We start from the raw sequence: 22,421 nt of genomic DNA on the forward strand, positions 1-22,421 counted from the left end.
GTCCAGGGCGCGGTATGGAACATCGACTCCTTCGACCAGTGGGGCGTGGAACTGGGCAAGGTCCTCGCCAAACGCGTCGAACCCGCCCTCACCCAAGGCACCGACGTCCCCGGCCTCGACCCGTCCACCAAGGCCCTCGTCGCCGCCTACCGCACTCTCAAGAACGCATCGGAGAACTGATCATGCAGCTCGGTCTCATCGGTCTCGGCAAGATGGGCGGCAACATGCGCGAGCGGATCCGCCGCGCCGGCCACACCGTCATCGGCTACGACCGCAACCAGGAAGTCTCCGACGTCAAGGACCTCGCCGAACTGGTCGAGAAGCTGGACGCGCCCCGCCATGTGTGGGTGATGGTCCCGGCCGGCACCGCCACCCAGACCGTCATCGACGAACTCGGCGACCTGCTCTCGCCCGGCGACACCGTCATCGACGGCGGCAACTCCCGCTGGACGGACGACGAGAAGCACGCCGCCGCGCTGGGCATCAAGGGCATCGGCTTCGTCGACGCCGGCGTCTCCGGCGGTGTGTGGGGCCTGAAGAACGGCTACGCGCTCATGGTCGGCGGCGAGAAGGAGCACGTGGACCGGCTGCGTCCGGTCTTCGACGCGCTCAAGCCGGAGGGCCCGTACGGCTATGTGCACGCCGGCCGGGTCGGCGCCGGGCACTTCTCCAAGATGGTCCACAACGGCATCGAGTACGCGATGATGCAGGCCTACGCCGAGGGCTGGGAGCTGCTGGAGAAGGTGCACTCCGTGGAGAACGTCCGCGAGGTGTTCCGCTCCTGGCAGGAGGGCACGGTCATCCGCTCCTGGCTGCTGGACCTCGCGGTCAACGCGCTGGACGAGGACGAGCACCTCCAGCAGCTGCGCGGCTACGCGGAGGACTCCGGCGAGGGCCGCTGGACCGTGGAGGCGGCCATCGACAACGCGGTGCCGCTGCCGGCGATCACCGCCTCCCTCTTCGCGCGGTTCGCCTCCCGCCAGGACGACTCGCCGCAGATGAAGATGATCGCCGCGCTGCGCAACCAGTTCGGCGGCCACGCGGTCGAGAAGAAGGACTGACCCGCCGTGGGGGACCTCCTGCTGGTCCGCCACGGTGAGACGGAGTGGAGCAGGTCGGGACAGCACACCAGCTTCACCGACCTGCCCCTGACCGGGCACGGCGAGGAACAGGCCAAGTCCCTCGCCCCGCTCCTCACCGGCCGGACCTACGCCCGCGCGCTGGCCAGCCCCCTGGCCCGCGCGCTGCGCACCGCCGAACTGGCCGGCCTGCCCGCCGTCGTGCCCGATCCCGACCTGCACGAATGGGACTACGGCGGCTACGAGGGCATCACCACCGCCGAGATCCACCGCACCCGGCCGGACTGGGACCTGTGGACCGACGGTGTGCCGCCCGGCCCCGAGGGTCATCCGGGCGAGTCGCCCGCGCTGGTCGGCGCCCGCGCCGACCGGGTGCTGGCCCGGCTGGAGGCGGACCTGGCCGTAGGAGACGTGGTGCTCGTCGCCCACGCCCACTTCCTGCGCGTCCTCACCGCCCGCCGCCTGGGCCTGCCGCCCGCGCAGGGCCGGCTGTTCCAGCTCGCCACCGGCACGGTCAGCCGGCTGTCCACGGAACACGGCCACCCGGTGATCACCGAGTGGAACGTCCGGCCGTAACCGGCACCCCGGAGCCCGGGTGCCCCCGACCCGCCCCCGCCGGCGGCTCGGGGGCGCCCGGGCTCCGGGCGCATTGACAGCCGGTCGCGGCGCACGTCAGAGTCCCGCTGGTGGAGACCGACGAGCTGACGGCGGCCGAGGAACGGGTGTGGCGGGCCTTCCCGCGCGGGGAGTCGGTGGACTTCCGCCGGTCACCCGACGACGATCCCGCCGACGCGGAGCGCTGGGGGCCCGAACGGACCGTGCGTGCCCGGGTGTTGCGGGCGCTGCTGCTCGACGGGCCGCGGCAGGACGGGGAGATACCGTCGCTGAGCCTGGCGGGCGCCCGGATCACCGGCCGGCTCGACCTGCAGTACGCGACGATCGACCACCCGGTGCGGCTGCGGCACTGCCGCTTCGACGAGGCCCCGCGGTGCTACGCCGCCCGGCTGCGCGAACTGAACCTCAGCGAATCCGTCCTGCCCGGTCTGGTCGCGCACGCCGTGCACGTCGACGGTGTGGTGCGGATGACCCGCACCCGCTGTCTGGGCGTCCTGCGGCTGGGCGGCGCCCGGATCAGCGGCAGCCTGTACCTGGAGAGCGCCGAGGTGGGCGCGCCCGGCGCCGAGGAGCCGGTACTCCAGCTCAACCAGGCCGCTCTGGGCGCCGATCTGTGGGCGCCGGGGCTGCGCACGCACGGGCAGATACGGCTCAACGGCGCCACCGTCGCCGGGTCGCTCAACCTCGGCGAGGCGCGGCTCAATCACCCGGGGCACGCCGCGCTCGACGCGGAGACGCTCGCCGTCGCGGGCGACATGCTGGTCCGGCACGCCGAGGTGCGCGGCTGGATGGGGCTGCGCGGCGCCCGGATCGCGGGGCGGCTCGACCTGTCGTACACCCTGCTCGCGCATCCGGGCGGCTCCGCGCTGCGGGCCGGCAGCGCCGCCATCGGAGAGCTGTGGCTGCGCAAGGCCCCGCCCATGGAGGGCGCCCTCAGTCTGCGCCGCGCCCAGCTCGACGTCCTGCTGCTGGAACCGGAGTCGGCGCCCGAGGAGGTGCTGCTCGGCGGCCTGACGTACACCTCGCTGGTCCCGCACGAGCCGGCCGAGCGCCGGCTGCCCCTGCTGGAGCGCGAGCGCGACGGCTATGTCCCGGACGCCTATGCGCAGTTGACGGCCGCCTACCGCCGGGTCGGCGACGACCACGCGGCCCGTCTGGTGCAGCTCGCCGGGCAGCGCCGGCACCGGCACACGCTGCCCTGGTACGGCCGGGTGTGGGGCCTGCTCCAGGACGTCACGGTCGGCTACGGCTTCCGTCCGCTGCGCGCGGCCGGCTGGCTGCTGTCGCTGCTCGCGCTCGGCTCGCTCGCGTTCGCGGCGCACCCGCCCAGGCCGTTGAAGCCGGACGAGGCGCCGCCGTTCCACCCGGTGTTCTACACACTCGACCTGCTGCTGCCGGTGCTCTCCTTCGGCCAGGACTCCGCGTTCGCGCCGCGCGGCGGCTACCAGATGCTGGCCTACGTCCTGGTGCTCACCGGCTGGATCCTGGCGACGACGGTGATCGCCGGTGTCACCCGCACGGTCAGCCGCCAGTGAGGCAGCGCCCCGCGCCGGGGCGCTGACCGGCAGGTCCGGCCGGACCACGGCCCACCGCACCGGCACGTGGGTCCGCCGGACCCGGACACGAGCCGTCCCGGCGGCGGACCGCCCGGACGGCCCCGCATGGCGGCCCGCCCGGCGTCCGGCAACAGGGTGCAGTGCCCTGGGAGCACTGTCGCCGCCGGCTTGTCAGCGGCCGGCGGCGGCGTCGAGCAGTGGGCCGAGTTCCCGCACGGCCGTGGTGAGCGGCCCGACGTCCCGTTCGGCCCGGGCCAGCAGGATCGCACCCTCCAGGGTGCTGATCATGAGGGTGGCCAGCGACCCGGCCCGCGCGGCGGGCACGCCCAGGTCCGTCAGGGCCGCGGCGAGCGGGGCCCGCCAGGCGGCGAACGCGGCGGCCGCGGCCCCGCGGGCGGTGTCGCTCAGGGAGGCGCAGTCGACGGTGGCGGCGGCGACCGGGCAGCCCGCCGTGAAGCCGTCCGCCGTGTACTCCTCGGTCCACTGCGCGGCCATCGCCGCGAACAGTGCGCTCGGCGTCGGCTCCTCCAGTCCGGCCAGGAACCGGGCGATCCGCCCGCCCGCGTACCGGCCGGCCCACTCGACCGCCTCGTTGACCAGTTGTTCCTTGCCGCCCGGGAAGTAGTGCTGGAGGGAGCCGCGCGGCGCGTCCGCGTGCGCGGCGACCTCGCGCATGCCGGTCGCGGTGACCCCGTGCCGCCGGATGAGCTGGGCCGCGCTGAAGACCATCCGCTCCCGTGGTCCGCGCCGCGCCTCGCTCATCGCCACCCTCCGTTCACCGCCTCCACTCTATGACCACCGTCATAACGGCGCTACTATGACCGCTGTCATAGTCGATGCGTGGCGCGAAGGGCGGCCTGCCGTGCACGTCGGATTCATCGGTCTCGGAGTGATGGGCCGGCCCATGGCCCTGCGCCTGGCCTCGGCCGGCGTCCCGCTGGTGGTCTGGAACCGGACCCCGGACCGCGCCGAGCCGCTGCGCGCGGCCGGCGCCGAGGTCGCGGCGGACGCCGCCGGGGTGTTCGCGCGGGCGGACGTGGTGCTGCTGATGCTCGCCGACGAGGCGGCGGTGGACGCGGTGCTCGGCCGGGGCACGCCCGCGCTGGCCGCGCGGGTGGCGGGCCGGACGGTGGTCCACATGGGCACCACCTCGCCCGAGTACTCCCGCGCCCTGGAGGCCGACATCCGCGCGGCCGGCGGCCGGTACGCCGAGGCGCCCGTCTCCGGGTCCCGGGTGCCGGCGGAGCAGGGACGGCTGGTCGCCATGCTGGCCGGCGAGGAGGACGCGGTGGCCGCCGTACGGCCGCTGCTGGCGCCGCTGTGCGGGGAGACGTTCGCCTGCGGTCCGGTGCCCGGGGCGCTGCTGATGAAGCTGTCGGTGAACCTGTTCCTGATCACGCTGGTGACCGGGCTGGCCGAGGCGTTCCACTTCGCCGAGCGCCAGGGCCTGGACCGCCGGCTGTTCCTGGACGTCCTGGACGCGGGTCCGATGGCCAGCGGCGTGTCCCGGATGAAGGCGCCGAAGCTGCGCGAGCGGGACTTCGCGGTGCAGGCGGCGGCGCTGGACGTGCTGAAGAACAACCGGCTGATCGCCGGCGCGGCCCGCGCGGCCGGCCTCGCCTCGCCGCTCCTCGACGTCTGCCACGGCCTGTTCGAGGAGACGGTGGCGCGGGGGCACGGCGGCGAGGACATGGTCGCCGTGCTGCGGGCGATCGAGGCACGCACCGCCGGGGCGCCGTAGCCGGGCGCCCCCGCGCGGCTCAGCTCTCCGGGATGCCGTAGGCCCGCTCCACCCGCAGGCGGACCACCAGGCGGCGGTCGCGGACCATGGCGGCCCGATAGTCGTCCCAGTCCGGGTGTTCGCCGAGGACGTCCCGGTAGAGCCGGATCAGCTCCGTCACGGTCTCGTCGTGCGGGTCGGCGGCGACCGGGGTCAGCTCGGCGGTGCCCTCGGCGACGGTGTACGCCCGGCGGTCCTCGCCGGTGACGTGGTAGGAGGCGCGCGGGTCGCGGCGGAGGTTGCGGGTCTTGGCGCGGTCGTCGGTGACCGAGATCCGGATGATCCGTTCCGCGGGATCGTAGGCGTGGCTGACGTTGGACAGCTGGGGCCGGCCGTCGCGGCGCAGGGTGACCAGTACGCCGCCGTGGCCCGCGGAGAGCAGGCGGAGCAGCGCGTCCTGGGTGGGGTCCTGAGTCATGGCCGGTTCAACCGCCGTGTGCATCCCGCGCATTCCCTCCGGGCGGCCGGTCCCGGCCGGCCGTCCCGCGCGACGATGGGTAGGCGGGGGCCGGACGCGGGGAGGAGCAGGGCGAGCGGGTCCGGGCCGGCGCTGCGGCCGGGGGCGCCGCGGACGACGCGACCGGAGGAGAGCGATGGCAGAGCTGCGACAGGACGCCGAGGCGGCGGAGGCGGGACTGGACGCCGGGGCGCTGGACCGCCTGGACCGGCACTTCGCCCGGCATGTCGACGAGGGCCGCCTGCCCGGGTACCTGGTGGCGGTGGCCCGCGGCGGCCGGGTCGCCCATCTGGCCGTCTACGGCCTGCGGGACGTCGCGGCCGGGCTGCCCGTGGAGCCGGACACGCTGTGGCGGATCTACTCGATGACCAAGCCGGTCACCGCGGTGGCGGTGCTGATGCTGGCGCAGGAGGGCCGGCTGTCGCTGGACGACCCGGTCGACCGGCATCTGCCCGCGTTCGCCGCTCCCCGGGTGTACACCGGCGGTACGGGCGCCGGGGTGCGCACCCGGCCGGCCGCCGGACCGATCCTGATCCGGCAGTTGCTCACCCACACCGCGGGCCTGACCTTCGGTTTCTACCACCGCCACCCGGTGGACGCGCTCTACCGCGCGGCCGGTCTGGAGTACGCGGTGCCGCCCGGCAAGGACCTCGCGGAGACCGTCGAGCTGTACGCGCGGATGCCGCTCCAGTTCGACCCGGGCACCCGGTGGAACTACTCGGTCGCCTCCAATGTGCTGGGCCGGGTGATCGAGGTGGTCTCCGGGCAGCCGCTGGACGCGTTCTTCGCCGAGCGGATCCTGGGCCCGCTCGGCATGACCGACACCGGCTTCCACCTCGCGCCCGGGCAGCAGGAGCGGCTGGCCGAGCTGTACGGCGAGACGGACGAGGGCGGCATCGAGCCGATCGCGGGGCTGCCGCTGTACGACCGGCCCCGGTTCCTGTCCGGCAGCGGCGGCCTGGTCTCCTCCGCCCACGACTACCACCGCTTCATGGAGCTGCTGCGCCGGGGCGGCGAGCTGGACGGCATACGGCTGCTGTCCCCCGGGACGCTGGCCCTGATGACCCGCAACCAGTTGCCGGGCGGTGCCGCCATCCGGTCCTTCGGCGCCCCGGTCCACCGGGGTCCGGCCATGGACGGCCTCGGCTTCGGCTTCAACGTCTCCGTCGTCACCGACCCGGCCCGCACCCTGGCCCCGTCCCACCTCGGCAGCTACGGCTGGACCGGCGTCGCCACCACCGCGTTCTGGGTCGACCCGGCCCACGACCTCACCGTGCAGTTCATGACCCAGGTGCGCCCGAAGGGCCTGAAGGTCCTGCCCGAGCTGCGCCGGCTGGTGCACGAGGCGATCAGGCACTGACCGCCGGCCGCCCGGCGGAGGCGACGGCCGCGGCGGACCGGCCGGCTACTGCCCCAGGGTCAGTGTGAACCGCAGTCCCTCGTCGGCGAGTTCGCCCAGCCAGCGGTCGGCGCGCTGCGGGGTCTGCGCGGCGCGGTGCAGGCCCGCGGGCAGGCTGCCGTCCAGGATGTGGCGGACGCCCAGGGCGAGCGGGAGGGAGACGCAGCGGGCCATCGCCGACTCCGCGGCGTCACCGGTCACGTCGAGCAGATAGGCGCCGGTCCACTGGCGGCCCGCGCCCGCGTCGACCTCCAGCCGGACGGAGAGCACCACCCGGTCGCGGTCGGCCCGCGTGGTCGGGTGGGCCGCCGCCAGTTCCCGGGCCAGCGCGGCGATCCGCTCGTCGTCGCCCGTCGTCAGCTCCTTGAAGACGGGCTCCCACGCCTTCAGCCAGCCGGCCAGCCGGAGGGTGCCCCGCACGAAGGTGCGCGGGGTCCAGGCGGCGGGCAGGCCGTAGTGGGCGATGAACGGGATGCTGTCGCGGTTCGGGTACGCCTCGAAGGTCTCGCCGTCCAGGACGAGCGGCCGGGTCGCCTCCCAGGGCCGGCCGGCCGTGGCCTCGGTGCCGTCCTGGAGGTAACGGGCAGGCGTACGCAGCGCGTTGAGGACACCGGCCGGGGCCCAGCTGAAGCGGTACCGGAAGTCGTTCGGCACCGCCGGGACGCCGCCGCAGTAGGAGGTGAGCCGGTAGGAGGCCGGGGTGTGGGCGCCGATCCGGGCCCGGGCCCGGCCGATGAGGCTGTGGGCGAAGAGGTGGTCGATGCCCGGGTCGAGGCCGGTCTCGGCGAGCACGGTCAGCCCGGCCGCCCGCGCCGCCTCCCCGCGCGCCGCCAGCTCCGGCGACACATAGCTGGAGCAGGCGAAGTGCGCCCCGGCGCGCGCGCAGACGGCGAGCAGCCCGGCGTGTCCGGAGGCCGGCAGCATCGACACCACCACGTCCCCGGGCTCCAGCGCGGCGGCGAGGGCGTCCGGGGTGAGGGCGCGGGGCTCGGCGCGGCCCGTCAGCCCCAGGCCGGCCAGCGCCCCGGCCGCGCGGTCCGCGGTGCGGTGCCACAGCAGCACCCGGTCCGCCGTGGCGCACAGGGCGGCGAGCCCGCTGCCGGTGGACAGTCCGGCGCCGACCCAGTGGACGGTGCCGCTCGCCGGGACACGGTCGGTCATGAGTCGAACTCCCTCTTTTCGATGCCGAGTTCACGGCAGGCCTGGTCGAACCGGTCCAGACAGCGGCCCCAGGCGCCGCCGGGGCCGAAGGCGAGGAGCTGCGGCAGCAGGGCCGCCGAGAAGTCGGTGCTGGACTCCCCGGGCAGCAGGGCCGGCAGGTTGTCGATGGCGATCAGGTCCAGCGGGGGCCGCTCGCGCAGCCGGCGCACCGGCTCCGCCCAGTCGGTGGTGCGGTCGTAGACGGGCAGCACGTTGAACGGGGAGCCGACGTCGCAGGTGACGTCGCACAGGGTGCGCAGCCGGCGGGCCGGGGAGTCGAGGTCCCGCGGGCGCAGGAACGGCGGGACCACGGTGGTGGCGAGGACCGCGTTGACCAGCACGTCGTGTCCGAGCAGCGCCCCGCGGTCCAGGTCGCGGGTCTCCGCCAGGTCCCAGCGGACCGCCTCGACGCCCGCCGTCCGGAAGGCGGCCACGGCGCCGCGCCCGCTGCGGCCCAGGGCGCCGATCACCAGCGCCGTGAACTCCGGGTCCCCGGGCCGCGGCCGCAGTACGGCGTCCAGGTCGTCCTTGGTCGTGGGGGCGAGCGGCGCGGTGAGCCGGCCCCGGTGGCGCAGCACGGCGAGCGCGGCGCCCGGATAGCCCGCCCAGAAACCGAACGCGGCGAGCCTGCGGCCCTCCTCGTCGACGAGGTACTCCAGGTCCAGCAGCGCCCCGCCGCCGGCCGCGAACCGGCGCAGCAGCCCGGCGGCACCCGGCTGCCGCTTGTAGGCGTGCCCGAAGTAGACGTGCCGGTGCGTCAGCTCGCCGGGAGCGTCGGGGAGTTCCTTCAGACCGAGGACGACCGCGTCCCGGGGCGCGGTCGGCCAGGAGCCGGCCGGGGCGCCGCCGCAGCCGGCCGCCTCGTACTCCCGGAGCGGGAAGATCCGCTGCGGGGACTCCTCGACGGTGAGCGTGACCCCGCCGTCCACCAGGCGGCGGGCGTCGGCGGGGACGACCGGCGTGCGCCGTTCGGTCGTGCGGTGCTCGTGGCGCAGCCACAGGTGCAGCTCGGTCATACGGGACGGGCCTCCGGGCGCGGGGCACCGGCCGCGGACCGGCCGGCGCTCAGGGGGCTGACGTCCACGAAGGGTACGCGCCAGGGTGCGGATCGCCCGTGCTCCCGCCCCGGGCGTCCCCCCGAGCGGGTGATGCGCCGCTCCCGTGCGGGCCGGCCGCCGGGCACCGGTCGTCCCGAGGTGCACGCCGTCGCCTCCTCACCACGTCGCCGGCCCGTCCCGGGGACCGGACCGCGCGGTGATCCTGTCCACCGGGCGGTCCGCCGAACCGGGGCTTTCCGGTCAGGAACCGTGGGCGACGGCGTCCAGATGGGGCAGGTGGTGGTCCAGCCGTTCCCGCTTGGTCCGCAGGTAGGTGATGTTGCTCTCGCACGGCTCGATCAGCAGCGGCACCTGCTCGGTGACCCGCACGCCGTGGCGGACCAGCGCCTCCCGCTTGCGCGGGTTGTTGGACATCAGCCGTACCGAACGCACCCCGAGGTCACGCAGGATCTCCGCGGCCACGCCGTAGTCGCGGGCGTCGACCGGCAGGCCCAGGGCGAGGTTCGCCTCCACCGTGTCCAGGCCCTCCGCCTGGAGGGCCATCGCGCGCAGCTTGGCGAGCAGGCCGATGCCGCGGCCCTCGTGTCCGCGCAAGTAGACGACCACGCCGCTGCCTTCGGCGGCCACCGCGCGCAGGGCGGCCGCGAGCTGGTCGCCGCACTCGCAGTGCCGGGAGCCGAACGCGTCCCCGGTCAGGCATTCCGAGTGCAGCCGGGTCAGCACGCCGTCGGCGCCGATCTCGCCGTACACCAGGGCGACTTGTTCGTCACCGCGGTCGTGGTCCAGGTAACCGATCGCCTGGAACTTCCCGTACACGGTGGGCAGCGGCGCGTTCACGACGCGTTCCGCACCCGAACGCCGCGGGGACTTCCCGCCGAGTACGCCGATGTCGGTGCCGGTGATTTCTGTCATGATCTGATTCCTAAGCAGAGACGAAAGGCCATGAAGAGATGAGTGGTTCGGGCACGCGGACGGACGGCTCCGGCGGGGCGGACGGCGTGCTGCCCGGGGACACCACGGACGACGTACGGAACCGGCTGTCGGGTGGTACGGCACAGGTCGCCGTCCTTCCCGTCGGCAGCTTCGAGCAGCACGGCCCGTATCTTCCGCTGGCGACCGACACGCTGGTGGCCTGCGCCGTGGCGCGGGAGATCGCCGCCGCCCACCCGGTGCTCCTCCTTCCTCCGGTGACGGTCTCCTGCTCGCACGAGCACGCGGCCTGGCCGGGCACCGTCAGCATCTCCGCGGTGACACTGCACGCGGTGGTCTCCGACATCGCGGCGTCGCTGCGCCGTTCGGGCGTGACCGCGCTGGTCGTGGTCAACGGGCACGGCGGCAACTACGTGCTGGGCAACGTCGTCCAGGAGGCCACCGCGCGCGGTGAGCGGATGGCGCTGTTCCCGGCCGCGGAGGACTGGGAAACGGCGCGGGAGCGGGCCGGGGTGGTCACCTCGCTGCTCACCGACATGCACGCGGGAGAGATCGAGACGTCGATCCTGCTGCACGCTCACCCCGCCTCTGTCCGCCCTGGTCACGAGTCGGCCGACGTCATCGCCGACGACCGACGTCATCTGCTCACCGTGGGAATGTCCGCCTATACCGAATCGGGCGTCGTCGGCCGTCCTTCCCTGGGTTCGGCGGACAAGGGAAAGAAACTGCTGGCGAGCCTCGCGGAATCCTTCGGGCCGTATTTCTCGCTGCTCACCCAGGCGCCGGCGCCGCGATAGCGCGGGAAGGCCCCGCGGCCGGGACCCATGGGGGCGGCCCCGGCCGGCGGGGAGTCGTCGGGCGGCGCGGCGGCGGCCGGGGTGCGCGGGCCCGCGTACCGGCGCCGGACCAGGACGGCGGCGCCGGGCAGGCTCGCCAGGAGGCTCAGCACGCCGTAGACGACGGCGACCGCGACCCCGCGGTCCGCGCCGAGGCCCGCCGCGCCGAACGCCCACGCGGTGACGCCCTCGCGCGGCCCGAAACCGCCGGCGTTCAGCGGCAGGCCCATGGCCAGCAGGGCGAGCACCGCGAGCGGCAGCAGCACCGGCACCGGGGCGGCCGAGCCGGTGACCCGGGCCGCGAGGACGAACGTGGCCAGGTGTCCGGCCAGCACGACCGCGGAGGACAGCGCGACTCCGTATCCGCCGGGCCGGGACGCCAGGCCCCGCCGGGCCTCGGCGAGCAGCCGGCGCGGACCACCGGCGCGGCGGGCCAGTACGACGGCGAGTACGGCGACGAGCACGCCGGCGGCCGCCACCGGCTGTGCGAGGTCCCGGACTTGGGCGCGCACCGGGGACGGCAGGGTGAGCAGCACCGCCGTACCGGCCAGGGCCAGCGCGAGCTGTCCCGCGACGCGTTCCAGCACGACCGCTGTCACTCCGCGCCGTACGTCACCGGCGCTCCGCCCGTGCCGTACCGCGCGGTGCACATCGCCCAGGATGCCGCCCGGCAGGGCCCCGTTGAGGAACAGCGCGCGGTAGTAGTCGGCGACGGCCGGCCCGAACGGCAGCCGCAGCCCCAGTCCGCGTGCCACCAACTGCCAGCGCCAGGCGCTGGACACGGTGGTGACGGCGCCGATACCCACCGCGGCCAGCACGGTCACGGCATCGATCCGCCGCAACCCGTCAAGCGACACACCGGCCCCGAACCGCCACAACAACACCCCGACCACCCCGACACCGACGACCACACCGAGACGCGCCCGCAGGACCCGACCGACGGAGCGAAGCGGGGGGACGTTTCCGGGGACCGGCCGCACCGGAACCGACCCCGGGTCGGCGCGCCCGCCAAGGCCGGGCACCGGGGTCGGCCAGTTCGCTTCGCGTGGTTTCTCCGTCATGCCGGGGCGCCCGTCGGTCGGGGTAGGGCCAGCAGGTCGGTGTGGTGGACGGTGACGCGTAGGGTGCCCGACGCGCAGGCGGCGAGTCGTGCGGTCAGGTAGCGCTCGGCGGGGGCGCGCAGTTCCGGGCGTTGTTCGACGGCCGCGCCCACCCAGCCGCGCAGCCACTGCGCGGTCAGCGCGGTGTCCTGGGGGCCGAGCCGCCACGGGCTCGGGTGCAGGCGGACCGTCGCCCCGCGCTCGGTGAACGCCTCGCAGACCGCGGTGACCGCGTCCGGGCCGAGCAGCCCGGCGCGCCGCTGATGGGCGTTGAACGCCCAGGTGATCGCGGTGTCCAGCGGGTCGGCCGGGGCGAGGTCGACGCGCCCGGCGACGGAGAGGGTGAGCAGGGTCGGGCAGCCGGCGCCCGCGCAGGCGTCCGCCAGGGTCACGGCCTGCTCCCGGGTGAGGACGTCGAGCAGCGCGGAGGCGGTCACCAGACCGGCCCCGGCCAGCGCGTCCGGGGTGAGCCGGCCGAGGTCGCCGTGCCGGGTCTCCACGGTGACGCGGCTGCCGTCGGCGGCGGTGCGCGGGGCGGCGTCGGCGGCGAAGCGCAGCAGGCCGGGGTCGCGGTCGTGCAGGATCCAGTGCTGGGCGCCGGGCAGGCGGGGCGCGAGCCAGCGGCCCATCGAGCCGGTGCCGCAGCCGAGGTCGTGCACGGCCAGCCCGCCCGTCCGGTCCGGCGACGCGGCCAGCCGGCTCCGCAACGGGCCGAGCAGCTCCCGCGCGCGGGCCGCCGCGTCGGCGCCTTCCCGCAGCCGCAGCCACTCGGGCGCGTACCGCGGCGGTTCCTCGGAACCGCCGTCCCGCAGCCGTACGGTGGCCCGTTCGCCGGGGCCGGTCACGGGTCCGGCGCCGGCGATCACGGGGGCGGGGCCGTCCTGCGGAGTCGTCATGCCGCCCTCCTCGGGGGTTCCGGGAGCCGGTGGAGGACTCCCGCCAGGGTGCGGGCCGTGGCCGGCCAGCCGGCGAGCGCGGCGCGGCGGCCCCGGGCCGCGGCCTTGAGGCGGCGGCGTACGTCGGGCTCGCCGAACCAGCCGCGCAGTGCGACGGCGAGCGCGGCGGGGTCCTCCGGCGGGACGAGGATGCCGGGCACCGTGCCGTCCGGTGCGCGGCCGAGCGCCTCGGGCAGGCCGCCGACGTCGGTGGCGAGGACGGGGATGCCCCGGGCCAAGGCCTCGGTGACCGCCATGCCGTAGGTCTCGGCGCGGGAGGTGAGGACCATCAGGTCGGCCGTGGCGTAGGACGCCGCCAGGCCGGGGCCGGCGCGCGGGCCGGTCAGGTGGAGGCGGTCGGTGAGGCCGTAGCGGGCGATCAGCTCCCGCAGCCGGGCCACGTACCCGGGGTCGTGGCCGAGACCGCCGACGCACGCGCAGGTCCACGGCATGTCCCGGACCGCCGCCAGCGCCTCCACCAGCCGGTGCTGGCCCTTGCGCGGGGTGACGGCGGCCACGCACAGCAGCCGGGAGACGCCGTCGGTGCCGGGTGCCAGGGGCGCGATGTCGGCGCCGGGCGCGGCGGCGTGCACCCGGCCGGGGGCGAGGCCGTGGTGGGAGACGAGCCGGCGGACCGCCCAGTCGCTGGTGGCGACCACCGCGCCCGCGGCCCGCAGCACCGCCCGCTCCCGGGCGTCCAGGCCGGCGGCGACGGCCGGGTCCAGGCCGGTCTCGTCGCCGAGCGGCAGATGGACGAGGACCGCCAGGCGCAGCCGCCCGGCCTCGGGCACGACGGTCTCCGGGACGCCGCAGGCCACCAGGCCGTCGAGCAGGACGACGGTGCCGTCCGGCAGGTCCCGCAGGGTGCGGGCGAGCCGGTCCCGGGCGGTGCCGTCGGGCCGCGGCCAGCCGCCGGGGACGGTGTGCCGGGTGACCTGCCAGCCGAAGCCGGGCAGGTCCAGGCAGATCCGCCGGTCGTAGGCGTTGCCGCCGCTGGGCGCGGCCGGGTCGTCGACGCCGCCCGGCATCACGAAGTGCACGGTGCGCAGGGACATGGGGACGATTCCGGTGGTGCCGGCGGCGGGCCGCGCGGGGAGCGGGGGGACGGGCCCGGGGCGGGTCCGCCGCGCGGTCCGGTCGGTCACAGGGCACGCTCGTAACTCGCCCAGGCGATGTGCGACTCGTGCAGGGTGACCGTCAGGCCCGACAAGCCCGTGGCGTTCTCGCCCAGGGCGCCCTCGTGGACGCGGTCGGCGAGCCGGTCGGCGATGACCTTGGCCAGGTATTCGGTGGAGGTGTTGACGCCCTCGAAGCCGGGTTCGTCGTCCAGGTTGCGGTAGTTCAACGCGGCGACGACAGCGCCGAGTTCCCGGGTGGCCAGCCCGATGTCGACGACGATGTTGTCCTCGTCCAGTTGCTCGCGGCGGAACGTCGCGTCCACGAGGAAGGTGGCCCCGTGCAGTCGCTGTGCGGGGCCGAAGACCTCGCCACGGAAACTGTGGGCGATCATGAGGTGATCGCGGACGGTGATGCTGAACAACGGACGACCCTCCCGGTGCGGCGCCTTCGCTCCCCCGCTCCTGCCCGCCGGGGGATGCCGTGTAGTACGGCTCATCGCTTCCCCGTGTTCAGCGTGTGCTCACTCTTTTCTCAGGTCAGGTGGTCTCCGGATAGCGGATGCGGTGGCACAGGGCGGGGAGCTCGCCGGACGCCAGCCGGGGCAGCACGGACGGAAGTTCCTCGAAGTCGCTCTCCCCGGTGACGAGCGCGTCGAACGCCGGGTCGGCGAGCAGGTCCAGGGCGAGGGCCATCCGGTCGGCGTAGCCGCGGCCGGGCCGGGCGGCCGGGGAGACGGTGCCGACCTGGCTGCCGCGCACGGTGAGCCGCCGGGAGTGGAAGGCCTCGCCGAGCGGCAGGGCCACGGTCCGGTCGCCGTACCAGCTCAGTTCGACCACCGTGCCCTCCGGGGCGAGCAGGCTCAGGGCCCGGGTGAGGCCGGCCTCGGTGGCGCTGGCGTGCACGACGAGGTCGCGGTCGCCGAGGGCGTCGGCGGGCGCGGCGAAGTCCACGCCGAGCGCCTCGGCGGTACGGGCGCGGGCCGGGTCGGCATCGACCAACTGGACTTGGACGCCCGGGAACCGGGCGAGCAGCGCGGCGACCGCGCAGCCGACCATGCCGCCGCCGACCACCGTGATCCGGTCGCCGATCAGCGGGGCCGCGTCCCACAGGGCGTTCACCGCGGTCTCCACCGTCCCGGCCAGTACGGCGCGTTCGGCGGGCACCCGCGCGGGCACCACGGTGACGGCGCCGGCCGGGACGACGTAGCGGCTCTGGTGCGGGTACAGGCAGAAGACCGTGCGGCCGGCCAGCGCGGCCGGGCCCTGTTCCACCACGCCGACGCTGAGGTAGCCGTACTTCACCGGGCCCGGGAACTCGCCCTCCTGGAACGGCGCCCGCATCACGGCGTGCTGGCTGTGCGGCACCCCGCCGCGGAAGACCAGGGTCTCCGTGCCGCGGCTGACCCCGGAGTACAGGGCGCGTACCAGGACCTCGTCCCCGGCGGGCGCGGGGAGGGTGACGTCGCGCAGTTCCCCGTGGCCGGGCGAGCGGAGCCAGAACGCGCGGGCCGAGTGGTTCATCGGCGTCCTCCTGAACGATCGGGAAGCGGTTCACGTACCGGGTGGCACAGGCCGCGCACAGTACGCGGCGCTGATCGACTCTGTCACTCGGCCGGAGGGTGTGCGGTGGCCCTGAACAACACGTACGACGCGAGGCTCGGCCAGGAGACCGCCGCGGGAGCGGGCGCGCAGGTCCTGCTGCTGGCGCTGCTCGGTCCGGTGACCGGCATGGGGCCGGCCGGCTGGCTGGCCGGGCTGGTCTTCGCGTCGGCCACCTGGGCGGTGCTCTCCCGCGCCGTGCACCGCTCCCGGTTGCGTGCGTTCGGCCCGGCGAACCGGGTCACGCTGGGCCGGGCAGCGCTGGTCGGCGGGGTGACGGCGCTGGTCGCGGACTCCTTCGCGGGGGCGCCGCCGGTACCGGCGCTGGTCGCCCTGACCGCCGTGGCGCTGCTGCTGGACGGGGTGGACGGCAAGGTCGCCCGCCGCACCGGCACCTGCTCGGCGCTGGGCGCGCGGTTCGACATGGAGGTGGACGCGTTCTTGATCCTGGTGCTCAGCGTGTACGTGGCGGCGCGGCTCGGGCCGTGGGTGCTGCTGATCGGCGGCATGCGGTACGCGTTCGTCGCGGCGGCCCGGTGCGCGCCGTGGCTGACGGCGCCGCTGCCGCCGTCCTTCGCACGCAAGGCCGTCGCCGCCGTCCAGGGCGTCTGCCTGCTGCTGGCGGCCTCCGGGCTGCTGCCGTACCCGGCGGACCTGGCGGTCGTGCTGCTCGCGCTGGGCTCGCTGGTGTGGTCCTTCGGGCGGGACGTGCGGTGGCTGTGGCGCGGCTCCCGGACGGCCGCGGCGAAGACGGCGCCCGAACCGCTGCTGCGGGAGCTGGCGGCACGCTGACCACCGGCCCGGCCCGCCTGCGTCGGCCCGGCGGGGCGGGTACGGCCGGCCGGCGGAACCAGTGCTGGCGGCAACGCAATTGGGCGGTCAACGCCGGCGGCGCGGTGCCGTGGCGGCGGAGGTCACCGCCAGGGCGCCGAGGACGGTGAGGGCGGCGGCGGGGGCGAGGACGGTCCAGGGGGCGCGCTCGGCGTAGGGCTGGTTCTCGGCGAGCAGGTGACCCCACTCGGGGGACGGCGGCTGGGCGCCCAGGCCGAGGAAGCCGAGCGAGGCGAGGGCGAGCGCGGTGCCGGGCAGCCGCAGCAGGGCGTGCCGGGTGACGGACGGCACGACGGCGGGCAGGAGTTCGTGGCGCAGCAGGTACCAGCGGCCGGCGCCGAGGCCGCGGGTGGCGGCGAGGTGCGAGGCGGCGCGTTCCTGCCGCAGCAGGGCGGAGGTGTGCGCGGCGAGCGGCGCCCAGGCGACGCAGGCGACGGCGAGCGCGGGAGTGGCCGGGCCGCCGCCGGCCACGGCGGTCACCAGCAGCGCGGCGAGGACCGGCGGTACGGCGTTGACGGTGTCGACGAGCGGGCCGGACAGCCGGGGCAGCAGGCCGAGCAGCAGCCCGGCCAGCAGGGTGCCGGCGCTGATCACGACGGCGAGCAGCAGGGTGTCCAGGGCGCCGTGGGCGACCCGGGCGAGCAGGTCGCGGCCGAGCGCGTCGGTGCCGAACGGGTGGGAGCGGGAGGGCGGCCGCAGGCGCGCGGCGGTGTCCAGGGCGAGCGGGTCGCGGGGCAGGCCGGCGGCGAGGACCGCGAGCAGGGTCCCGCCGAGCAGCAGCGGCGCGGCGCCGCGCACGGCGGGCGCGGACCGGGGCGGGGCGGGCAGGGCGCCGTCGCGCAGGGCCGGGCCGGTGAGCAGGCGGACGGCGAGCCGGGCGGCGCCGGTGGCGAGCGCGGCGAGCAGCAGCAGGGCGAGGGTGCCCGCCTGGAGGACGGGCAGGTCCTGGGCGAGGGCGGCCTGGAGGGTGGTGCGGCCGAGGCCGGGGATGTCGTAGAGCTGTTCCACGGCGACGGCGCCGCCGGTCATGCCGACGACGAACAGCGCGGTGTTCGGTAGCAGTCCGGGCAGGCAGCGCCGCAGCGCCTGGCGGGCGGTGCGCGTGCGGGACAGTCCGCGCGCGGCGGCGGCGCGCGCCCAGGGTTCGGCGAAGGCGCCGGGCAGCCGGTCGTCGAGGAGCCGGCCGAGGACGGCACCGGCGGGCAGGCCGAGGGCGAGCGCGGGCAGCACGGTGTACCGGGGCCCGTACCAGCCGAGGGCGGGCAGCCAGCCCAGTTGCACGCCGACGACGGTGGCGAGGACGGAGGCGGTGAGGAACTCCGGCAGGGCGGCGAGCATCGCGGAGCCGGTGCCGCCGGGCCGGGTCCGGCCGCCCCGGTACAGGGTGCGGGCGCAGACGGCGGCGGCGGTGCAGCAGGCCACGAGGAAGGCGGCCGACATGAGGAGCAGGGAGGCGCCGAGCGCCCGCGCCACCAGGGGACCGGCCTCGGCCCCGGAGATCCAGGACCGGCCGGCGTCGCCCCGCGGCAGTCCGCCGAGCCAGCGGCCCAGCAGCACCAGCGGACCGTCGTCCAGGCCGAGTTGGCCGCGGATGGCGGCGAGCACCGCGGGGTCCGGGTCGCGGTCCTGGGCCCGCGCCTTGAGCACGGTGAGCGCGGGGTCGGTGCGGCTGAGCCAGGGCAGCAGCCCGATCCCGCACACCAGGGCGCCGGCGAGCGAGGCCCGCCACAGCACGGTCCGCACGGCTCAGCGCCGGGTGCCGGTGCCGACGAGGACGCGCTCGTACGGGTCCGGCAGGACGCCCTTGACGGAGCGTCCGACGCCGGTGATGACGCGCTGGTGGACCAGCGGTACGACGGCGTCGGTGCCGAGGATCCGCGCCTCGGCGCGCAGCGCCGCGTCCTGCCGCTTGGCGGTGTCGGCGGTGCGTTCGGCCGCGGCCACGGCCCGGTCGACGTCCCGGTCGCACAGCAGGGCCAGGTTGTAGCCGCCGGCGCAGGTGTAGTCGCTGGCGAGGACGGCGACCGGGTCGCCGGTGTCGACGAGGCTGTTGCGGGCGAGCACGAAGGCGTCGAACTTCCCGGCCAGCGCGTCGCTTTCCAACCGCGAGTACTCGCGCACGACGAGGCGGACCCGGAACCCGGCCCGCTCCAGTTGCTGCTTCAGCACCTGGACGGCTTCGGGGAGTTCGGGCCGGTTGTCGTAGGTGGCGAGGGTGACCCGGGCGCCGCCGGGCCGGCGGGGCGCGGCCCGGCCAACCGGTTCACGGTGCCGGCCCCCGGCCCAGCCGACGGCGGGGCCGTAGATTCCCGTGCCGCGGTCGGCGTGGCCCTCGTAGACGCCCCGGGCGAGCGCGGCGGTGTCGACGGCGGCGCGGGCGGCGGCGCGCAGCCCGGCGTCCCGGAACGGCCCGGAGCGGTGGTTGAGCAGCAGGCTGGTGGTGCGGGTGGTGGCGGTCTCCCGGCGGGTGCCCGGCGGGAGGGTGGCGGCCTGGGCCACGGGGACGGCTTCGGCGATGTCGGTCTCGCCGGCGCGCAGGGCGTTGGCGCGGGCGGTGCCGTCGGCGACGAAGCGGACGTCGATGCCGGCGGCCTGGGCGCGTCCGCCCCAGTAGCCGTCGTACCGGTCGAGCGTGGCGGACGTGGCGCCGGTGACCTGCTTCAGTGTGAAGGGTCCGGTGCCGGTGCCGGCCGGGTCGACGCGGTCCTCGTCCCGGTACGCCTTCGCGGACAGGACGGCGAGGCTGGGGCTGGACAGCCGGAGCGGCAGGATCGGGTCGGGGCGGCGGGTGGTGACGCGTAGCCGGTGCCGGTCCACGGCCTCGGCGCCGAGGCTGACGCCGGCCAGGGCGGCCGGGGCGGGCTTGGCGCGGGCGGCCCGGCCGAGCGAGGCGGCCACGGCGTCGGCGGTGACCTCGGAGCCGTCGTGGAAGGTGGCCTCGCGCAGGGTGAACTGCCAGGTGCGGGCGTCCTGTCGCTGCCAGGAGGAGGCGAGGGCGGGGGCGGCGGAGCCGTTGCCGTCGAGCGCGGTCAGGCTCTCGGTGACGCCGAGGCGGCTGAGGATGGTGGCGTCGGCGCCGTACGGGGAGAGCCGTTCGGCGGGCGGGAAGGCGAGCGCGACCCTCAGCCGCGCCCCCTGGGCCGGGTCGTCGCCGTCCGCGGAGCCGGAGGAGGCGAAGCAGCCGGCGAGCAGGGGCGTGGTGAGCAGGGCGGCGAGCAGGCGGGAAGGGCGCGGGGCGGGCATGGTCCTCGGTTCGTGCTGGGTGCGGTGACGCGTGCTGGGCGACGCTGACGACAGGTTAGATGATAATGATTATCATGCGCTGCGCAACGGGAGTTCGAAGTGCACGATGCCCTGGCCGCCGCCGGCGTCCCGGCGCTCGTCGTGCACGACCGTGCCGAGCGACCGCCAGAAGGCTTCGGCGCCGGGGACGGCGGGATCGGTGTGCAGGTACACGGCCCGGTAGCCGCCGTCCGCGGCGGCGAAGTCCAGCAGCCGCGCCACCAGTTCTCGGGCGATCCCGCGGCGCCGGTGTCCGGGCCGCACGTACACGCGGCGCACCTGCGCGGTCTCGCCGGAGGGATACCGCCCGGCCAGCCGGGGCGGGTTCGGCGGCGACTGCGGCCCGCGCGCGTCCAGGGCCCCGGTGCCGACGACCCGGCCGTCCGCGTCCACGGCGACGAGCAGGGTGTGCCGGGCGGGCGCGAGGTAATGGGCGGCCGGGTCCACGATGTCGGCGTGCCACCGGGGCACGTAACCGGTGCCGAAGTCCTGGTAGACGGTGTCGAGCATGACGGACCGGGCACCGTCCAGGTCATCGGCGGTCGCGGGCCTCACGCAGTATGTATGCACTTGCACATCATATGCATTAAGTCCGCCGTCGTGATCATGGGCAGTGCGCCGGCCCGCCCGGCCGCGTGAGCCGCCGCGGGCTCAGCCCTTCTGCTCGACCCGCACCCAGTCGATCTCGGCCTGCACCGATCCGGCCGCGATCTTGTCGACGCTCGACTGGGGCAGGCCCCAGTAGGGCGAGGTGACCTTGTTCCAGCCGGCCGGGTAGGCGCCGCCGAGGGCGAGGTTCAGGATCACGTACTGGTCGTGGTCGTAGACCCACTGGCCCCGGGTGGCCTCCAGCTTGTTCCGGGTCGTCTCCTGGACCAGGCGGTCGTCCACGAAGAAGCGCAGCGCCGTCGGGGTCCATTCGACCGCGTAGGTGTGCCACTGGTCGGCCGTGCCGCCGTTCGGATAGGTCTGGCGGGCACCGATGTTGCCGTCGGCCGAGTAGCCGGGGCCGTGCAACGCGGAGCTGGTCCAGTCCGGGTAGCCGATGTTCTCCATGATGTCGGTCTCGCCGGAGGCCGGCCAGGACACGGACGGGTCGTCGACGTTGCTGCCGAGCAGCCAGAAGGCCGGCCAGAACCCGTCGCCGACGGGCAGCTTCATCCGGGCGCTGACCTTGCCGTAGGTGAAGTCGACGTGGGTGTGGGTGTCGACCCGGCCGGAGGTGAAGTCGTAGGTGCCGCCGCCCGCCTTGGTGCAGCCCTTGCAGTACCCGGCCTTCAGCACCAGGCTGCCGTTGCGGGTCTGGACGCTGTCGGCGGAGTCGACGTACGCCTGGGACTCGCCGTTGACCGGGCCCATCTCGGTGCCGGTGCGCACCACGCGCCACTTGGAGCGGTCGAGCGAGGCGCCGGTGAAGTCGTCGAAGAAGGTGGTGCGGTAGCTGCCGGCGGGGTCGGCGGGCAGCGCCGGGTAGGCGGCGGACGCGCTGCCGCCGGTGCCCCAGACCTGGAACTCGTAGAGCGAGTAGCCGAACTGGGCGGTGGCGGGCGCCGGGTTGTAGAAGGAGCGGCGTTCCTTGCCGAGCATGCGGACGTAGCGGCCGGTCGCGGGCGAGGGCAGCTTGACCGTGTCGTGCAGGCCGGCCGCGTCGGACGGCGCGGCGACGGCGGCACGGCGGGCGGCGATGTCGGCGGCCGCCGGCTCGTAGACCGTGCGCCAGGTGCGGTTGTCGTCGGAGACCTGGACGAGGTAGTCGACGGCGTAGGCCGACTCCCAGTACAGGTCGACCGTGTCGATGGTGGAGCGCGCGCCCAGGTCCACCGACACCCACCGGTCCGTGTTCCAGTCGCTGGACCAGCGGCTGGCGTCACCCTTGAGTCCGGCGGGCCAGCCGCCGTCGGTGAGGAACGCCGGCGAGTGGCCGGCGTCCTGGTAGTAGTTGCTGTACGCCGGGTGGTTGAGGGCGAGGTTGGTGCGGGCCGTCGAGGCCGGGGCCGGCTCGCCGCCGTAGACCTTGAAGCTCCACAGGGAGTAGCCGTAGGGCGTGGCGCGCTCCAGGCCGCGCAGCCGGACGTAGCGGCCGGTCACCTCCTGCGGGTAGGTGTGCGCGGTGACCGAGCCGCCGGTGCCCGCGGTCTCGGTGTAGAAGGGCGTCCAGTCGGTGCCGTTGCCGGAGACCTCCAGGACGTAGCGCTTGCCGTAGGCGGCCTCCCAGTCGAGGACGACGCGGTCGACGCGGACCACGGAGCCGAGGTCGACGCGGAGCCAGGCGTTGTCGGCGAAGTCGCTGGACCAGCGGGTGGCGCCATTGCCGTCGACGGCGAGGCCGGGCCCGCTGCCGGCGTTCTCGCTGCCGGAGGCGGTGACGGCGGCCGGGTTCAGCGCGTAGGCGGCGGCCGCCCGGTCGGTGTCCCAGCCGGGGGCGGCGGCCGGGGCGGCGGTGGCGGGGGCCGCCAGCAGCGGTCCGGAGCACAGCAGGGCCGTGGCGGCGGCCAGGGCGGCGGGCAGGGCGCGGGAAACACGGGGTGGCATGCGGCTCTCCTTGGGTCTCCTGATGCGGTGGAGGTACTACGGTTCTGTCGTGTTCATGACAGAACGGAAGGGAGAAGCGGGCCGGTGGACACGGCACTCCCCGGCCGTGTCCAC

At 75.6% G+C, this 22,421-nt stretch carries 20 protein-coding genes and 2 pseudogenes; 8 read left to right on the forward strand and 14 right to left on the reverse strand.

The annotated features are described in order from the left end of the window. The 4 genes and pseudogenes from ACZ4SV_RS25330 to ACZ4SV_RS25345 form a co-directional block, all read left to right on the forward strand. Positions 1-180 (forward strand): annotated as a pseudogene (locus ACZ4SV_RS25330) (glucose-6-phosphate isomerase); the annotation flags it as partial. 2 nt (positions 181-182) lie between these two features. Beyond that, complete coding sequence (gene gnd / locus ACZ4SV_RS25335) at positions 183-1,061, forward strand: phosphogluconate dehydrogenase (NAD(+)-dependent, decarboxylating) (protein ID WP_365879112.1); 879 nt, start codon at positions 183-185, stop codon at positions 1,059-1,061. 6 nt (positions 1,062-1,067) lie between these two features. Next, a complete protein-coding gene (locus ACZ4SV_RS25340; protein WP_468006642.1) occupies positions 1,068-1,655 on the forward strand; it encodes a histidine phosphatase family protein in 588 nt (195 codons plus the stop codon). 110 nt (positions 1,656-1,765) lie between these two features. Then, positions 1,766-3,229: a membrane-associated oxidoreductase gene (locus ACZ4SV_RS25345; protein WP_468006643.1), complete on the forward strand. Its 1,464-nt coding sequence runs from the start codon at positions 1,766-1,768 to the stop codon at positions 3,227-3,229. A 192-nt stretch (positions 3,230-3,421) separates the two neighbouring features. On the opposite strand, the gene ACZ4SV_RS25350 is transcribed toward ACZ4SV_RS25345, so the two are convergent. Continuing rightward, complete coding sequence (locus tag ACZ4SV_RS25350) at positions 3,422-4,012, reverse strand: TetR/AcrR family transcriptional regulator (protein WP_468006645.1); 591 nt, start codon at positions 4,010-4,012, stop codon at positions 3,422-3,424. A 100-nt stretch (positions 4,013-4,112) separates the two neighbouring features. Between ACZ4SV_RS25350 and ACZ4SV_RS25355 the strand changes: the two genes are divergently transcribed. Beyond that, positions 4,113-4,991 (forward strand): NAD(P)-dependent oxidoreductase, encoded by an 879-nt coding sequence (locus tag ACZ4SV_RS25355; RefSeq protein WP_397948413.1) that lies wholly within the window; start codon positions 4,113-4,115, stop codon positions 4,989-4,991. A gap of 19 nt (positions 4,992-5,010) precedes the next feature. Here ACZ4SV_RS25355 and ACZ4SV_RS25360 read toward each other — a convergent pair whose 3' ends face one another. After that, entirely contained in the window at positions 5,011-5,448 is a 438-nt protein-coding gene (locus ACZ4SV_RS25360) for a PPOX class F420-dependent oxidoreductase (protein WP_365879099.1), read from the reverse strand. 175 nt (positions 5,449-5,623) lie between these two features. Here ACZ4SV_RS25360 and ACZ4SV_RS25365 point away from each other — a divergent pair, with 175 nt between their 5' ends. Continuing rightward, positions 5,624-6,847: a serine hydrolase domain-containing protein gene (locus ACZ4SV_RS25365; RefSeq protein ID WP_468006648.1), complete on the forward strand. Its 1,224-nt coding sequence runs from the start codon at positions 5,624-5,626 to the stop codon at positions 6,845-6,847. 45 nt (positions 6,848-6,892) lie between these two features. Here ACZ4SV_RS25365 and ACZ4SV_RS25370 read toward each other — a convergent pair whose 3' ends face one another. The 3 genes from ACZ4SV_RS25370 to ribA all read right to left on the reverse strand — a co-directional run bounded on the left by ACZ4SV_RS25370 (position 6,893) and on the right by ribA (position 10,056). After that, complete coding sequence (locus ACZ4SV_RS25370; RefSeq protein WP_468006649.1) at positions 6,893-8,047, reverse strand: saccharopine dehydrogenase family protein; 1,155 nt, start codon at positions 8,045-8,047, stop codon at positions 6,893-6,895. Then, positions 8,044-9,102 carry a saccharopine dehydrogenase gene (locus tag ACZ4SV_RS25375; RefSeq protein ID WP_468006651.1) on the reverse strand — a complete coding sequence of 353 codons (1,059 nt, stop codon included), beginning with the start codon at positions 9,100-9,102 and terminating at the stop codon, positions 8,044-8,046. Before ACZ4SV_RS25375 ends, ACZ4SV_RS25370 begins: the two co-directional genes overlap by 4 nt. Before the next feature lie 282 nt (positions 9,103-9,384). Further along, on the reverse strand, positions 9,385-10,056 hold the full coding sequence (gene ribA, locus ACZ4SV_RS25380; RefSeq protein WP_365879091.1) for a GTP cyclohydrolase II: 672 nt from the start codon (positions 10,054-10,056) through the stop codon (positions 9,385-9,387). A 38-nt stretch (positions 10,057-10,094) separates the two neighbouring features. On the opposite strand from ribA, the gene ACZ4SV_RS25385 reads away from it, so the two are divergent. Beyond that, positions 10,095-10,871, forward strand: a complete 777-nt coding sequence (locus tag ACZ4SV_RS25385; RefSeq protein ID WP_365879089.1) for a creatininase family protein — start codon at positions 10,095-10,097, stop codon at positions 10,869-10,871. Positions 10,872-11,056: 185 nt separating this feature from the next. On the opposite strand, the pseudogene ACZ4SV_RS25390 reads toward ACZ4SV_RS25385, so the two are convergent. The 5 genes and pseudogenes from ACZ4SV_RS25390 to ACZ4SV_RS25410 all read right to left on the reverse strand — a co-directional run. Next, positions 11,057-11,971: pseudogene (locus ACZ4SV_RS25390) on the reverse strand (lysylphosphatidylglycerol synthase transmembrane domain-containing protein); the annotation flags it as partial. Next, positions 11,968-12,906, reverse strand: coding sequence for a methyltransferase domain-containing protein (locus ACZ4SV_RS25395; RefSeq protein WP_468006654.1), 939 nt, complete (start codon positions 12,904-12,906; stop codon positions 11,968-11,970). The pseudogene ACZ4SV_RS25390 and the gene ACZ4SV_RS25395, both read right to left, overlap by 4 nt. Then, complete coding sequence (locus ACZ4SV_RS25400) at positions 12,903-14,090, reverse strand: glycosyltransferase family 4 protein (RefSeq protein WP_468006656.1); 1,188 nt, start codon at positions 14,088-14,090, stop codon at positions 12,903-12,905. Before ACZ4SV_RS25400 ends, ACZ4SV_RS25395 begins: the two co-directional genes overlap by 4 nt. Then, complete coding sequence (locus ACZ4SV_RS25405; protein WP_365941603.1) at positions 14,087-14,485, reverse strand: 6-pyruvoyl trahydropterin synthase family protein; 399 nt, start codon at positions 14,483-14,485, stop codon at positions 14,087-14,089. The genes ACZ4SV_RS25400 and ACZ4SV_RS25405 overlap by 4 nt, the downstream gene beginning before the upstream one ends. A 115-nt stretch (positions 14,486-14,600) precedes the next feature. Next, entirely contained in the window at positions 14,601-15,584 is a 984-nt protein-coding gene (locus ACZ4SV_RS25410) for a zinc-dependent alcohol dehydrogenase (protein ID WP_468006658.1), read from the reverse strand. A gap of 105 nt (positions 15,585-15,689) precedes the next feature. Between ACZ4SV_RS25410 and ACZ4SV_RS25415 the strand changes: the two genes are divergently transcribed. Next, positions 15,690-16,454 (forward strand): CDP-alcohol phosphatidyltransferase family protein, encoded by a 765-nt coding sequence (locus ACZ4SV_RS25415; protein WP_468006660.1) that lies wholly within the window; start codon positions 15,690-15,692, stop codon positions 16,452-16,454. An 87-nt stretch (positions 16,455-16,541) separates the two neighbouring features. On the opposite strand, the gene ACZ4SV_RS25420 is transcribed toward ACZ4SV_RS25415, so the two are convergent. The 4 genes from ACZ4SV_RS25420 to ACZ4SV_RS25435 all read right to left on the reverse strand — a co-directional run bounded on the left by ACZ4SV_RS25420 (position 16,542) and on the right by ACZ4SV_RS25435 (position 22,307). Continuing rightward, entirely contained in the window at positions 16,542-18,236 is a 1,695-nt protein-coding gene (locus ACZ4SV_RS25420) for an ABC transporter permease subunit (RefSeq protein WP_468006662.1), read from the reverse strand. Between the two features lie 3 nt (positions 18,237-18,239). After that, positions 18,240-19,736 (reverse strand): ABC transporter substrate-binding protein, encoded by a 1,497-nt coding sequence (locus tag ACZ4SV_RS25425; RefSeq protein WP_468006664.1) that lies wholly within the window; start codon positions 19,734-19,736, stop codon positions 18,240-18,242. A gap of 72 nt (positions 19,737-19,808) precedes the next feature. Further along, positions 19,809-20,285, reverse strand: coding sequence for a GNAT family N-acetyltransferase (locus tag ACZ4SV_RS25430; protein ID WP_468007012.1), 477 nt, complete (start codon positions 20,283-20,285; stop codon positions 19,809-19,811). A 141-nt stretch (positions 20,286-20,426) separates the two neighbouring features. Further along, positions 20,427-22,307: a discoidin domain-containing protein gene (locus tag ACZ4SV_RS25435; protein WP_468006666.1), complete on the reverse strand. Its 1,881-nt coding sequence runs from the start codon at positions 22,305-22,307 to the stop codon at positions 20,427-20,429. Between the last annotated feature and the right edge of the window lie 114 nt (positions 22,308-22,421).

This window comes from Streptomyces sp. NPDC027672 (assembly GCF_055566335.1).

Coding starts and splice junctions, on each gene's coding strand:
- ACZ4SV_RS25435 (WP_468006666.1), bottom strand. CDS start 22,307: ATGCCACCCCGTGTTTCCCGCGCCCTGCCCGCCGCCCTGGCCGCCGCC.
- ACZ4SV_RS25385 (WP_365879089.1), top strand. CDS start 10,095: ATGAGTGGTTCGGGCACGCGGACGGACGGCTCCGGCGGGGCGGACGGC.
- gnd (WP_365879112.1), top strand. CDS start 183: ATGCAGCTCGGTCTCATCGGTCTCGGCAAGATGGGCGGCAACATGCGC.
- ACZ4SV_RS25375 (WP_468006651.1), bottom strand. CDS start 9,102: ATGACCGAGCTGCACCTGTGGCTGCGCCACGAGCACCGCACGACCGAA.
- ACZ4SV_RS25425 (WP_468006664.1), bottom strand. CDS start 19,736: ATGCCCGCCCCGCGCCCTTCCCGCCTGCTCGCCGCCCTGCTCACCACG.
- ACZ4SV_RS25360 (WP_365879099.1), bottom strand. CDS start 5,448: ATGACTCAGGACCCCACCCAGGACGCGCTGCTCCGCCTGCTCTCCGCG.
- ACZ4SV_RS25410 (WP_468006658.1), bottom strand. CDS start 15,584: ATGAACCACTCGGCCCGCGCGTTCTGGCTCCGCTCGCCCGGCCACGGG.
- ribA (WP_365879091.1), bottom strand. CDS start 10,056: ATGACAGAAATCACCGGCACCGACATCGGCGTACTCGGCGGGAAGTCC.
- ACZ4SV_RS25430 (WP_468007012.1), bottom strand. CDS start 20,285: ATGCTCGACACCGTCTACCAGGACTTCGGCACCGGTTACGTGCCCCGG.
- ACZ4SV_RS25365 (WP_468006648.1), top strand. CDS start 5,624: ATGGCAGAGCTGCGACAGGACGCCGAGGCGGCGGAGGCGGGACTGGAC.
- ACZ4SV_RS25395 (WP_468006654.1), bottom strand. CDS start 12,906: ATGACGACTCCGCAGGACGGCCCCGCCCCCGTGATCGCCGGCGCCGGA.
- ACZ4SV_RS25350 (WP_468006645.1), bottom strand. CDS start 4,012: ATGAGCGAGGCGCGGCGCGGACCACGGGAGCGGATGGTCTTCAGCGCG.
- ACZ4SV_RS25370 (WP_468006649.1), bottom strand. CDS start 8,047: ATGACCGACCGTGTCCCGGCGAGCGGCACCGTCCACTGGGTCGGCGCC.